13 protein-coding genes are annotated in these 13,015 nt (G+C 69.4%); 11 read left to right on the forward strand and 2 right to left on the reverse strand.

Annotation, left to right across the window (positions count from 1 at the left end):
• Positions 1–79: 79 nt before the first annotated feature.
• From ACWESM_RS28080 to ACWESM_RS28130, 11 genes are all read left to right on the forward strand, one after another.
• Positions 80–1,639 carry an anthranilate synthase component I gene (locus ACWESM_RS28080; RefSeq protein WP_452494267.1) on the forward strand — a complete coding sequence of 520 codons (1,560 nt, stop codon included), beginning with the start codon at positions 80–82 and terminating at the stop codon, positions 1,637–1,639.
• Positions 1,636–2,451 (forward strand): TIGR02234 family membrane protein, encoded by an 816-nt coding sequence (locus ACWESM_RS28085; RefSeq protein WP_452494269.1) that lies wholly within the window; start codon positions 1,636–1,638, stop codon positions 2,449–2,451. The genes ACWESM_RS28080 and ACWESM_RS28085 overlap by 4 nt, the downstream gene beginning before the upstream one ends.
• Before the next feature lie 183 nt (positions 2,452–2,634).
• Positions 2,635–3,453, forward strand: a complete 819-nt coding sequence (gene trpC, locus ACWESM_RS28090; RefSeq protein WP_039797261.1) for an indole-3-glycerol phosphate synthase TrpC — start codon at positions 2,635–2,637, stop codon at positions 3,451–3,453.
• Entirely contained in the window at positions 3,450–4,715 is a 1,266-nt protein-coding gene (gene trpB / locus ACWESM_RS28095; RefSeq protein ID WP_356967806.1) for a tryptophan synthase subunit beta, read from the forward strand. The genes trpC and trpB overlap by 4 nt, the downstream gene beginning before the upstream one ends.
• Positions 4,712–5,512 (forward strand): tryptophan synthase subunit alpha, encoded by an 801-nt coding sequence (gene trpA, locus ACWESM_RS28100; RefSeq protein ID WP_452494272.1) that lies wholly within the window; start codon positions 4,712–4,714, stop codon positions 5,510–5,512. Before trpB ends, trpA begins: the two co-directional genes overlap by 4 nt.
• Positions 5,513–5,714: 202 nt before the next feature.
• Positions 5,715–6,839 (forward strand): prolipoprotein diacylglyceryl transferase, encoded by a 1,125-nt coding sequence (gene lgt, locus ACWESM_RS28105; protein ID WP_452494274.1) that lies wholly within the window; start codon positions 5,715–5,717, stop codon positions 6,837–6,839.
• A 231-nt stretch (positions 6,840–7,070) separates the two neighbouring features.
• Positions 7,071–7,568 (forward strand): NINE protein, encoded by a 498-nt coding sequence (locus tag ACWESM_RS28110; RefSeq protein ID WP_452494276.1) that lies wholly within the window; start codon positions 7,071–7,073, stop codon positions 7,566–7,568.
• Positions 7,569–7,752: 184 nt separating this feature from the next.
• Positions 7,753–8,505, forward strand: coding sequence for an amino acid ABC transporter substrate-binding protein (locus tag ACWESM_RS28115; RefSeq protein ID WP_452494278.1), 753 nt, complete (start codon positions 7,753–7,755; stop codon positions 8,503–8,505).
• Positions 8,506–8,517: 12 nt separating this feature from the next.
• Positions 8,518–9,186: an amino acid ABC transporter permease gene (locus ACWESM_RS28120; RefSeq protein WP_355078255.1), complete on the forward strand. Its 669-nt coding sequence runs from the start codon at positions 8,518–8,520 to the stop codon at positions 9,184–9,186.
• Between the two features lie 103 nt (positions 9,187–9,289).
• Entirely contained in the window at positions 9,290–10,708 is a 1,419-nt protein-coding gene (gene pyk, locus ACWESM_RS28125) for a pyruvate kinase (protein ID WP_355078254.1), read from the forward strand.
• Between the two features lie 92 nt (positions 10,709–10,800).
• Complete coding sequence (locus ACWESM_RS28130; protein ID WP_355078346.1) at positions 10,801–11,613, forward strand: acyl-CoA thioesterase; 813 nt, start codon at positions 10,801–10,803, stop codon at positions 11,611–11,613.
• 9 nt (positions 11,614–11,622) lie between these two features.
• On the opposite strand, the gene ACWESM_RS28135 is transcribed toward ACWESM_RS28130, so the two are convergent.
• Both ACWESM_RS28135 and ACWESM_RS28140 read right to left on the reverse strand, forming a co-directional pair.
• Positions 11,623–12,009 carry a hypothetical protein gene (locus ACWESM_RS28135; protein ID WP_364430437.1) on the reverse strand — a complete coding sequence of 129 codons (387 nt, stop codon included), beginning with the start codon at positions 12,007–12,009 and terminating at the stop codon, positions 11,623–11,625.
• 192 nt (positions 12,010–12,201) lie between these two features.
• Positions 12,202–12,822, reverse strand: a complete 621-nt coding sequence (locus ACWESM_RS28140) for an arsenate reductase/protein-tyrosine-phosphatase family protein (RefSeq protein WP_355078252.1) — start codon at positions 12,820–12,822, stop codon at positions 12,202–12,204.
• Positions 12,823–13,015: the final 193 nt, after the last annotated feature.

Below are 13,015 nucleotides of genomic sequence, written 5' to 3' on the forward strand. Positions count from 1 at the left end.
TGTCGGGTTTGTCGCGCCGGGTCGCCGCGTCGGCGGCACCGCTCAATCGCCGGTCGGTCCGGCCTGGGATGATGAGTACATGGCAGGCGCGTCCACTCCCACCACCACGACCCGCGAGCAGTTCCATCAGCTGGCCGCGGAGCACCGGGTGGTCCCGGTCACCCGAAAGGTACTGGCGGACTCGGAGACTCCGCTGTCGGCCTACCGCAAACTCGCGGCCGACCGGGCGGGCACCTTCCTGTTCGAGTCCGCGGAGAACGGCCGGTCGTGGTCGCGCTGGTCGTTCATCGGCGCGGGCAGCCCCTCGGCGCTGACCGTCGTGGACGGCGAGGCGGCCTGGCTGGGCAATGTCCCGGCCGACGCGCCCTCCGGCGGCGATCCGCTGGTCGCGTTGCGCGAGACGCTGGAGCTGCTGCGCACCGAGCGGCTGCCCGGGCTGCCGCCGCTGACCGGCGGCATGGTCGGCTACCTCGGCTACGACGCGGTGCGCCGGATCGAGCGGCTGCCCGCCCTGGCGCTGGACGATCTGCGACTGCCGGAGATGGTGCTGCTGCTCGCCACCGACCTGGCCGCGTTCGACCACCACGAGGGCGCGATCACGCTGATCGCCAACGCGGTGAACTGGAACGGCACCGCCGAGCGCGTCGACGAGGCCTACGACGACGCGGTGGCCCGCCTGGACCGGATGACCGCCGCGCTCGGCGCGCCCGCCGACTCGACCGTGTCGGTGTTCGACCGGCCCGAGCCGCGATACCGGCGCAAGCGCACCACCGAGGAGTTCGGCGCGGGCGTGCGCCGCCTGGTCAAGGAGATCGAGGCGGGCGAAGCGTTCCAGGTGGTGCTGTCCCAGCGTTTCGAGATGGATTACGACGGTGCGCCGATCGATCTGTACCGGATGCTGCGCGCGTCGAATCCGAGCCCCTACATGTACCTGCTGCACATCCCCGACGGCGCTGGCGGCACCGCGTTCTCCATCGTCGGCTCCAGTCCGGAATCGCTGGTGACCGTGAAAGACGGTGTGGCGACGACACATCCGATCGCGGGCACCCGCTGGCGCGGCGTCACCGAGGAGGAGGACCTGCTGCTGGAGAAGGGCCTGCTCGCCGACGAGAAGGAGAACGCCGAGCACCTCATGCTCGTCGACCTCGGCCGCAACGACCTGGGCCGGGTGTGCGAGCCGGGCACCGTGCGGGTCACCGAGTACCGGCACATCGAGCGCTACAGCCATGTCATGCACCTCGTGTCGACGGTGTCGGGCCGGTTGGCGCCCGGACGGATCGCGCTGGACGCGGTGCGGGCGTGCTTCCCGGCGGGCACCCTGTCCGGCGCTCCCAAGGTGCGCGCGATGGAACTGATCGAGGAACTCGAGCCGACCCGGCGCGGCGTCTACGGCGGCGTCGTCGGGTACCTGGACTTCGCCGGTGACGCCGACACCGCCATCGCCATCCGCACCGCGCTGCTGAAGGACGGCACGGCCTACGTGCAGGCGGGCGCGGGCATCGTCGCGGACTCGGACCCGGAGTACGAGGACGTGGAGTCCCGCAACAAGGCGATGGCGGTGCTCAAGGCGATCGCGGCGGCCGGAACGGTGCGGGCCTACGGCACGGAACCCGGCGCGGCGGACGGCGGCACGCGATGACGGCTGCCCATCCCGGAGACGAACCGGACCGAGGGCGAGAACCGACGCCGGACACCGCGGGGCCACAAGCCGTTCCAGCGGCCGACGGCTCGGCCGGATCGGCGAGCGCGGAAGGCCATTCGCGCCGCAACTACCCCGTCGCTCCAGTGGCGTTGCTCGCCCTCGCCGCCGCCGCGCTGTGGGCGTCGTCCCGGATGACCTGGGTGACGGTCACCTCGTCGGACGGTCTGACCCAGCCCCGCACCGATCATCTGAACGGCGGCGTGTGGTTCGGCGCGCTGACACCGCTGGCGCTGGTCCTGCTCGCCTCGATCGCGGCCGTGCTGGCCACCAAGGGCTGGTTGCGTCGCGTGGTCGGCGTGCTGATCGCGTTGGTCGCCGCGGCGGCCGCGGTACCCGCGTTCGCGTTGCTGACCGATTCCGGCAAGACCGCCGAGCGGGCCGCGAAGCTCGCGGAGCTCCCGGCGCGCGCGCAGGTCGAGACGGCGACCACCTCGGCGTTCCCCGCCGTGCTCGCGCTGCTCGGCGCGATCGCCGCGTTCGGCGCTGGCGCCCTGCTGGCCCGCATGCCCGCCGAGACGGCGCGGCTGTCCGGCAAGTACGACAACCCGGTCTTCCGGCGCGCCGCCGCCACGGCCGAGGTCACGCAGCGGCGCGCGCAGTCTCCGGACGACCGGTCGGCACCTCAGCTGTCCGAGCGCGTGCTGTGGGACGCGCTGGACGCGGGCACCGACCCGACCGACGAACCGCAGGCCGGGCAGGCGTCCCCAGAAGATTCCGACCCGGGCGAGGCGGGCCGACGTGGCCGCTGAGCTGTCTCCGCGCGGCGGGTGTGGCGGGTGCCACCTTGCGCGGAGCCCTTCCGCATGGTTCAACCCCAGCCCCGGCGCGAACGCGCCCGGTAGGTCCATTTATTCTTTGACAGCATCGGTGAGACAGCGCCTGGGGGGATTCTCAGGTAGCAAGTCCGTCTCCCCAGAAAGGATTCGAGCCAGATGACGGTACTCGACTCGATTCTCGACGGGGTCCGCGCGGATGTGGCCGCTCGGGAAGCCCTGCTGGACTTCCAGGCGGTCAAGGCGGCCGCCGCGGCGGCTCCCGCGCCGCTGGACGCCCGCGCGGCGCTGCTCGAGGACGGCATCGGCGTGATCGCCGAGGTCAAGCGAGCAAGTCCGTCCAAGGGCGAGCTGGCGGACATCCCGGACCCGGCGAGTCTGGCCAAGGCCTACGAGGACGGTGGCGCGCGGATCATCAGCGTGCTCACCGAGGGCCGCCGCTTCAACGGGTCGCTGGACGACCTGGACGCGGTCCGCGCCACGGTGAGCATCCCGATCCTGCGCAAGGACTTCGTCGTCGGCCCGTACCAGATCCACGAGGCGCGCGCGCACGGCGCGGACGTCATCCTGCTGATCGTCGCGGCGCTGGAACAGGACGTGCTGTCCTCCCTGATCGACCGCACCGAGTCGCTTGGCATGACCGCGCTGGTCGAGGTGCACACCGAGGAGGAGGCCGACCGCGCGCTGGAGGCGGGCGCGTCGGTGATCGGCGTCAACGCCCGCAACCTCAAGACACTCGAGGTCGACCGCGACGTGTTCGCGCGGATCGCGCCCGGATTGCCCACCGAGGTCATCCGGATCGCCGAGTCCGGCATCCGCGGCACCGCCGACCTGCTGGCCTACGCGGGCGCGGGCGCGGACGCCGTGCTCGTCGGCGAGGGGCTGGTGACCAGTGGCGACCCCCGCGCGGCGGTCTCCGAGCTGGTGACCGCGGGCACCCACCCGTCCTGCCCGAAGCCGGCACGGCGGGGTCGGTGACCGGCGTGGCGGCGGTACCTCAGGCCAGCGACGGCGTCGCCCAGCGCAGCGGCCACGAGCCCGACGTGGGCGGGCACTTCGGCGTCTACGGCGGCAGGCACGTGCCGGAAGCGCTGATGGCCGTCATCGAGGAGGTCACCGCCGAGTACGAGAAGTCCCGGCTCGACGACTCCTTCCTCAACGAACTCGATCGGCTGCAGCGCGACTACACCGGCCGCCCGTCGCCGGTGTTCGAGTGCAAGCGGCTGTCCGAGCAGGCGGGCGGCGCCCGCATCCTGCTCAAGCGCGAAGACCTCAACCACACCGGCTCGCACAAGATCAACAATGTGCTCGGCCAGGCGCTGCTCGCCAAGCGGATGGGCAAGACCAGGGTGATCGCGGAGACCGGCGCGGGCCAGCACGGCGTCGCCACGGCGACCGCCTGCGCGCTGCTGGGCCTGGACTGCGTCGTCTACATGGGCGCGGTCGACACCGCGCGCCAGGCGCTCAACGTGGCCAGGATGCGCCTGCTCGGCGCCGAGGTGATCTCGGTGACCTCCGGTTCGCAGACGCTCAAGGACGCCATCAACGAGGCGCTGCGCGACTGGGTGACCAACGCCGACGACACCTACTACTGCTTCGGCACCGCCGCGGGCCCGCACCCGTTCCCGATGCTGGTGCGCGATTTCCAGCGCATCATCGGCCTGGAGGCCCGCGCCCAGGTGCAAGCCACCACCGGCCGGTTGCCCGACGCGGTCGTCGCCTGCGTCGGCGGCGGATCCAACGCCATCGGCATCTTCCACGCGTTCCTCGACGACCCCGACGTCCGGCTGATCGGTTACGAAGCGGCCGGTGACGGCGTCGACACCGGCAGGCACGCGGCCACATTCACCGGCGGGACGCCGGGAGCGTTCCAGGGCGCCTACTCGTACCTGCTGCAGGACGAGGACGGCCAGACCATCGAGTCGCATTCGATCTCGGCGGGCCTGGACTATCCGGGCGTCGGACCCGAGCACGCCTACCTCAAGGACGTCGGCCGCGCCGAATACCGGCCGATCACCGACACCGAGGCGATGGACGCCCTGCTGCTGCTCAGTCGCAAGGAGGGCATCATCCCCGCGATCGAGTCGGCGCACGCGGTGGCAGGCGCCCTGCAACTGGGCAAGGAACTCGGCGAGGGCGCGATCATCCTGGTAAACCTCTCCGGCCGGGGCGACAAGGACATGGACACGGCAGCGCGGTGGTTCGGGCTGTTCGACGAGCCGAAGGAGGAGGGCCGGTGAGCCAGCAGTCCCGCTTGGCGAACACCTTCGCCGCCTGCCGAGCCGAGGGCCGCGCGGCACTGATCGGCTACCTGCCCGCGGGCTACCCCGACCTGGCCGGTTCGATCGAGGTCGTGCGCGCGATGGTCGAAGCCGGATGCGACATCATCGAGGTCGGCGTAGCCTACTCCGATCCCGTGATGGACGGCCCGACCATCCAGGCCGCCGCCGAACAGGCGCTGCGCGGCGGTGTGCGGGTACGCGACGTGTTCGCGGTGGTCGAGGCGATCACCGAAGCCGGGGGCAAGGCCGTCGTGATGAGCTACTGGAATCCCGTGCTCCAGTACGGCGTGGATCGCTTCGCGCGGGATCTGGCCGCCGCGGGCGGCGCGGGCATCATCACCCCGAACCTGATTCCGGAAGAGGCCGACGACTGGTTCATCGCCTCGTCCACGCACAACCTGGACCGCATCTTCCTGGTCGCGCCGTCGTCCACCGAGGAACGCCTGGTGAAGACGCTCGAGGCCAGTCGCGGCTTCGTCTACGCGGCCTCGACCATGGGCGTGACCGGCGCGCGGGACGTGGTGTCCTCGGCCGCACCCGCCCTGTGCGCGCGGATCCGGGCCCACTCCGACATCCCGATCGGCGTCGGCCTCGGCGTCCGCTCGGGCGAGCAGGCCGCCGAGATCGCGTCCTACTCCGACGGCGTCATCGTCGGCTCGGCGCTGGTGAGCGCGGCGGGCCGAGGGCTGGACGCGGTGCGAGCACTCACCGCGGAGCTGGCCGAAGGCGTGCGGTCGGCGACCGTCGCGTCCTAGCAACCGGTCGGAGTCCAGCGCAGCGCACGGTTCCGAAGCGCGTCCGACGGGCTCCGACTCCCGGACTCCGGACCCGGTAGCCGCCGAATCGCCATGATCGGGCTCGGCACGGGCCTGCTCTGGGCGTCTTCGGCGAACCCCGACGCGGCGAGGGCGGTGCGGTGGTGGCGGGACGGTCGAGCATCTCCGCTACGGTGGCCCCGTGACGTTACGAGTCCTCGCAGACAGTGTCCTGGCCGACGGCGGCGTCAGCGGCGCCGTGCTGGCCTACCTCCCCAGCCCCGCGCGCGGCGTCTGGCAGCTCGGTCCGTTTCCGCTGCGGGCGTATGCCCTGTGCATCATCCTCGGCATCATCGTCGCGATCTGGTGGGGCGAACGGCGCTGGCGCGCTCGCGGCGGCCAGCCCGGCGCGATCCTGGACGTCGCGATGTTCGCGGTGCCGTTCGGCCTGGTCGGCGGCAGGCTCTACCACGTGGCCACCGACTGGCAGAAATACTTCGGCGCGGGCGGGCACCCGGTCGACGCGCTGAAGATCTACCAAGGCGGGCTCGGCATCTGGGGTGCGGTGCTGCTGGGCGGCATCGGAGCGTGGATCGGCTGCCGGGTATACAAGATCCCGTTGCCCGCTCTGGGTGACGCGGTCGCGCCGCCGATCCTGCTGGCGCAGGCCATCGGCAGGCTCGGCAACTACTTCAACCAAGAGCTCTACGGGCGCGAGACCGACCTGCCGTGGGGCCTGGAGATCTACCGGCGGGTGGGCGACGACGGTCAGCTCGACATGATGAACGGCGCCTCCACCGGCGTGGTCGAAAAGATCGTGCACCCCACCTTCCTGTACGAGCTGCTGTGGAACCTGCTGGTCGTCGTGCTGCTGGTGTACGTGGACCGACGTTTCCGGATCGGTCACGGACGCCTGTTCGCCCTGTACGTCGCCGGCTACTGCTTCGGACGGTTCTTCGTCGAACTGATGCGCGCCGACGAGGCGACGAAGATCGCGGGCATCCGGATCAACTCGTTCACCTCCGCCCTCGTGTTCCTGGCCGCGATCGCCTACTTCGTGTTCGCCACCAAGGGACGCGAGACGCCCGAGCAGTTGCAACCCGGCGCGAGCCCCCGGCCCTGGCCGTGGCAGCGCCGCGCGCTGCGTGCCGCCGCAGCGGCGCCGACCGAGAAGTCCTCGGGTACCGGCGAATTCGAGAAGGCCGGGTCCACCGCCGACGCAGCCGACACCGGGACGTCCGCCGCCCAGCTGGGCGGACATCCCGATGGCTCCGAAAACGGTTCGGCGAAAACGAATTCCGGCACGGCCGCGTCGGACAAGGGCTGATCGCCGCCGGTCGCCGCGACGGCCCGATCCGTCACGGGCGGCCTCGACTCTCCTCCGCGGCAACGATCGGGCGATCCGCCGCGATAACCATTGGTAGCGCCGAACGCTCCGGAGGCGACAACCCGGTCGCTCCCGGTGACAATGACTCGTGATCGTGACGAGCCGCGGTTCGGCGATCCAGTGAGGCCGGGGGCCGACAAGAGGGTGCCCGCACTAATGAGGAGGACATGAGTGACCGACCCTTACCAGCAGAATCCGGGCGCCGGGGGCCCGCAGTACGGCCCGCCGGGCACCGGCCCTGATCTGACCAAACCGCTGGAGGAGCAGAGCCAGCCGCAGTACAGCCCGCCGTCGGACCCCTACAACCAGCAGGCGCAGTACGGCCAGCCCGTCGGCGGCTACGGCCAGCACCCGGGCGGCTACCCGCAGGCGCCGTACCCGATGGGCCTGCAGGGCTACAACCCGAACGACCCGGAGGCGCCCTGGGGCCGCGACCCGTTCGGTGTTCCGCTGTCGGACAAGCAGAAGCTGGTCGCGGGCCTGCTGCAGATCTTCCTCGGCAGTTTCGGTGTCGGCCGCTTCTACCTCGGGTACACCGGCCTCGGCATCGCCCAGCTGGTGGTCACGATCCTGACCTGTGGTCTCGGCGGCATCTGGGGTCTCATCGACGGCGTCATGATCTTGGTCGGCAAGGTCCCCGATTCGCAGGGCCGTCCGCTGCGCGACTGACCGCCGCGGTATCGACTATGCCGGGAGGTGGGGATACCCGCCTCCCGGTCGTTCGGGCGAAATCAATGAGCACAACCTTTTCGAGCGTGGTGATCGCGATACTGTCGCGCGCACGGGTCCGGGCGTAGCATGGCCGGACTCGCGTGCCGTGTGTGGAGGTCCACGCACCGAAGAGAGGATTTCCGTGCGTCGCAAGCTGTTCGCCGCCGCCATGCTCGCCATCGTCGCCGCCACCGGACTGAGCGCGTGCGGTGACAGCGACCCGAATGTGCTGAAGGTCGGCACCGAGGGCACCTACTCCCCGTTCAGCTTTCAGGGCTCCGACGGCAAGCTCACCGGCTACGACGTCGAGGTGATCCAGGCGGTCGGTGCCAAGCTCGGCAAGAAGGTCGAGTTCGTGCAGACTCCGTGGGACGCCATCTTCGCGGGCCTGGAATCCAAGCGCTTCGACCTGGTGGCCAACCAGGTGACCGTGAACGACGAGCGCACGGTCAAGTACGCGCTGTCGGCGCCCTACACCACATCGGCGGGCGTGATCGTCACCCGCGCCGACAACAACGCCGTCACCGGCCTCGCCGATCTCAACGGTAAGACCTGCGCGCAGTCGGCCACCAGCAACTGGAGCAAGGTCGCCACCGACGCGGGTGCGAAGGTCGAGGCCGTCGAAGGTTTCGTGCAGGCCATCCAGCTGCTGAAGAACGGCCGCGTGGACGCCACCGTCAACGACAATCTCGCCGTCGCCGAATACACCAAGAAGACCGGCGACACCAGCGTGAAGATCGCGGGCCGGACCGGATCGGTGAGCAAGCAGGCGTTCGCCGCGCGCAAGGGCGACGCGCTGATCACCGACGTGGACAACGCGCTGAACCAGCTGCGCGCCGACGGCACCTTGGCGAAGATCTCCGAGAAGTATTTCGGGACAGACGTCAGCCAGTAGCCGACATCGTTCATGGACGCCGCCACCCGGGACCTCATCTGGCACAACCTGTGGCCGATGCTGCAGGCCACCGTCACCAAGACCCTTCCGCTCACCGCCATCAGCTTCGCCATCGGCCTTGCGCTCGCGTTGTTCGTCGCGCTGGCCAGGATGTCGCCGGTGCGGCCGTTGTCGGCGGCGGCCCGCTTCTACATCTCCCTCATTCGCGGCACACCGCTGCTGGTGCAGCTGTTCATCGTGTTCTACGCGCTGCCGCAGTTCGACATCGTGATCGACCCCTTTCCCGCCGCGGTGATCGCGTTCAGCCTCAATGTCGGCGGGTACGCGGCCGAGGTGGTGCGCGCCGCCATCCTGAGCGTCGCCACGGGGCAATGGGAGGCGGCGCAGGCGCTCGGCATGTCGTACCCGATGATGCTGCGGCTGGTCATCCTGCCGCAGGCCGCGCGCATCGCCGTGCCGCCGCTGTCGAACACCTTGATCTCCTTGGTGAAGGACACCTCACTGGCCTCCACCATCCTGGTGACCGAACTGCTGCGCGTCGCCCAGCTCGCCGCCGCCCCCACTTTCGACTTCTTCGCGCTCTACGGAGTCGCGGCGCTGTATTACTGGGTGATCTGCCTGATCCTCGGGTTCGGGCAGACCCGGCTGGAAACGAGGTTGGCCCGTCATGTCGCTCGCTGAATATCCGTTTGTACCTGCTATGGAGCTGTCGTTCATTTTTTTCACCAAGGATTCACCATGGCCACGGCGGGACCTGCCCACCGAGCGGGACTAGGCTCTACCCGTGATGCGACGGACGAAGATTGTGTGCACGCTCGGACCGGCCACTGCCACCGAGGACCGTATCCGCGAACTCGTCGAGAGCGGCATGGACGTGGCTCGGCTGAACTTCAGCCATGGCGAGCACGCGGACCATGCCGAGAACTACAAGAAGGTGCGTCAGGCCTCCGACCACCTCGGCCGGGCGGTCGGCATTCTCGCCGACCTGCAGGGTCCCAAGATCCGCCTCGGCCGCTTTCTGGAAGGCAAGACCGTCTGGGCGACGGGTGAAGAGGTCCGCATCACCGTCGACGACATCGACGGGACCCACGACCGCGTGTCCACCACCTACAAGGAACTCGCGCAGGACGCCAAGCCCGGCGATCGCCTGCTGGTCGACGACGGCAAGGTCGGCCTCATCGTCACCCGCGTCGATGGCAACGACGTGGTCTGCCGGGTCACCGAGGGTGGGCCGGTCTCCAACAACAAGGGCGTCTCGCTGCCGGGCATGGACGTGTCGGTCCCCGCGCTCTCGGAGAAGGACATCGAGGACCTGGAATTCGCGCTGAAGCTCGGCGTGGACTTCATCGCGCTGTCGTTCGTGCGGTCCCCGTCCGATGTCGAGCTCGTGCACGACGTGATGGACCGGGTGGGCCGCCGGGTGCCGGTGATCGGCAAGCTGGAGAAGCCGGAGGCGATCGACAACCTGGAGGCCGTCGTCCTGGCCTTCGACGCGGTCATGGTCGCGCGCGGCGATCTCGGTGTCGAGTTGCCCCTGGAGCAGGTTCCGATCGTGCAGAAGCGCGCCATCCAGATGGCCCGCGAGAATGCCAAGCCGGTCATCGTCGCCACGCAGATGCTGGAATCGATGATCGAGAACTCCCGCCCCACCCGCGCCGAGGCCTCCGACGTCGCGAACGCGGTGCTCGACGGCGCCGACGCGGTGATGCTGTCGGGCGAGACCTCGGTGGGCAAGTACCCGATCGAGACGGTGCGCACGATGGCGCGCATCGTGCACGCGGTGGAGACCGAGTCGACCCGGGTGCCGCCGCTGACCCACGTGCCGCGCACCAAGCGCGGCGTGATCTCCTACGCCGCCCGCGACATCGGCGAGCGGCTCAACGCCAAGGCGCTGGTCGCGTTCACCCAGTCGGGCGACACGGTGCGCCGCCTGGCCCGCCTGCACACCCCGCTGCCGCTGCTGGCGTTCACGCCGCTGCCGGAGGTCCGCAGCCAGCTGGCGCTCACCTGGGGCACCGAGACCTTCATCGTGCCGACCGTGAGCAGCACCGACGCGATGATCCACCAGGTGGATGTAGCACTTTTGTCGATGGACCGATACCAGAAGGGTGACCTGGTGGTCATCGTCGCCGGGTCGCCGCCCGGTACCGTCGGTTCCACCAACCTGATCCACGTTCACCGAATCGGTGAGGAGGACCATTAGTGAGTGCTTCCCTGAGCAGCCCCGTCGACGTCGCGGACGGCACGCAGCGTTCCGACCTGGATGTGCTGCTTGCCCTGCTCGATCTCGAGCAGATGGACGAGGACGTGTTCGTCGGCCAGCACCCGGAGAAGGTGTGGAGCCGTACCTTCGGCGGTCAGCTCGTCTCGCAGGCGATCATCGCCGCGGGCCGCACGGTCGGCGACCGGCCGGTGCACGCGGTCAACGCGCACTTCGTGCGCGGCGGCGATGTGAAGAAGCCGATCGAGTACCGGGTGGACCGTCATCGCGACGGCCGGGCGTTCGCCAACCGCACGGTCACCGCCAGCCAGGACGGCCAGGAGCTGTTCGTCATGCTCGCCGCGTTCCAGGACTGGGGCAGGGGACTCGAGCACGCGCACGCCCAGCCGGAGGTGCCGGACCCGGAGACACTGCCGCGGGTCGAGGAGAGCTTCGAAGGCTTGGAGGACAAGCTGGAGATGTTCGTCAAGGCGCCGCATCCGATCGACATGCGCTACACCAACGATCCGGCGTGGATCCTGAAGGGCACGGGGGAGCGGCTCAACCACAACCGGGTGTGGATGCGCGCGGACGGCAGGCTGCCCGACGATCCGCTGATCCATGTGGCGACGCTGGGCTACTCGTCCGACACCACGGTGCTGGACTCGATCATCACCACCCACGGGCTGTCGTGGGGTCTGGACCGCATCGTCGCGGCCACGGTCAACCATTCGATCTGGTTCCACCGCCCGTTCCGTTTCGACGAGTGGGCGCTGTACTGCACCGAATCGCCGGTGGCCGCGGGCTCCCGTGGCCTGGCGACCGGCCGCTTCTACTCCCGCAGCGGCGATCTGCTGGCCACCACGGTGCAAGAGGGACTCATCCGCCACTTCCCCTCGCGGCGCTGAGGTCCGGAGTTACAGCAGTTCGAGATCGCGATCGATGTCGAGATCGACGTCGGTGCGTTGCGATGCGCGGATCGAGACCGGGATATCCGATCCCGGCTCGGTTCGCGCCAGCCCTGAGATGCGCTGCAGCAGTTGGCGTTCCAGTGCGGCCATATGGTCGTCGGTCAGCTGGTCGGGTGCGCCGACCAGACTGAGCGCGATCTCGTAGGTGCTGCGACGGTCCGAGCGGTCGCCGGGCGGATCCGCGGGGCAGCGGCTCTCGAGAGCCGCGTGGGCCGGGTCGTCGGCGTCGACCGGCAGGGTGAAGCGCCAGGCGAACACGTCCCGGTCGGTGAGATGGTCGTCGACCACCTCGCGCACGGTGTCGACGACGCGTTCGAGAGTTTCCGGTGTCACATAAACATGGAGCGAAACATCCGAAATGCGTTTCGGCATGTCTGATTCCTGTCCTGTGTCGAACCAGCAACGGCGGAGAGTGTTGTCCGGCGGGAGTTTAGTGCGTCCGATGCGGAAATGAACACAGCCCGTTGATAACAGGTTCGATACGCGACGGCTGCGTGCGCTGTCGCGTGCGGTTTTCGCCTGCGGTCACCGGGTGCGTTGGGCGGCGAGGAATGTCGCCAGCGGCGCCGGTGCGCCGCCGGGGCGGATCACCAGTCCACGGCGCTCGTCGTGCGGCCAGCGCGGCTGCTCGTGCGGGGCGAGCGCGAGCAGCAGCGGCACCAGCGCCTCGGCGATGCGGTCGCCGACCTCGCAGAACGCCTGGGGGGACAGCCCGACCGGGTCGGCGATGTTCTCCCGGCCGACCAGCGACAGATCGTTGCGCGCCCGGTGCAATTCGGCGACCGTGCGCGCGCCGGTGACGTGCGCGATGCGATGGGCCTCCAGCAGCGTGAAGGTGCGCGCTCCGGCGCCGAAAGCCAGGTCGACCACCTGGTCGCGGATCTGCTCGGTCATCGTGAGCACCAGGTCGGCCTTGTCGACCAGCTCCGGCTTCAGGCGACGTGCCCGGAAGTTGCTCGCGTCGGCGCCGAGCCCGGTGATGGTCTGCGCGGCCAGTGGCTCGACGGGAAATCCCACCAGCGCACGGGTTCCCGCGCTTTCGGCGGTGAGGTAGGGGAGATCGTGTTCGACCGCGAGGGCGCGCGTGAGCCGCTCGGCGATCACCGAACGGCAAACGTTGCCGTTGCAGACGAACAAGACGTGCATACCGATAACGATAAACGGCGCAGAGGCTATCAGAAGGGCATGAGTCGTTAGTCCCACATGTGGGAACAACATATTCATCTGCTCGTAGCGCGCCGTACACGAAGTACGCCGCTTCCGGCCTCTGGCCTGCGACGTACGTCACTCCGAGGAGTGGTGCTGTTCGATTCTCCTTCTTGCTGTACCCCGGCGCGCA

This window comes from Nocardia sp. NPDC003999, from assembly GCF_053604885.1.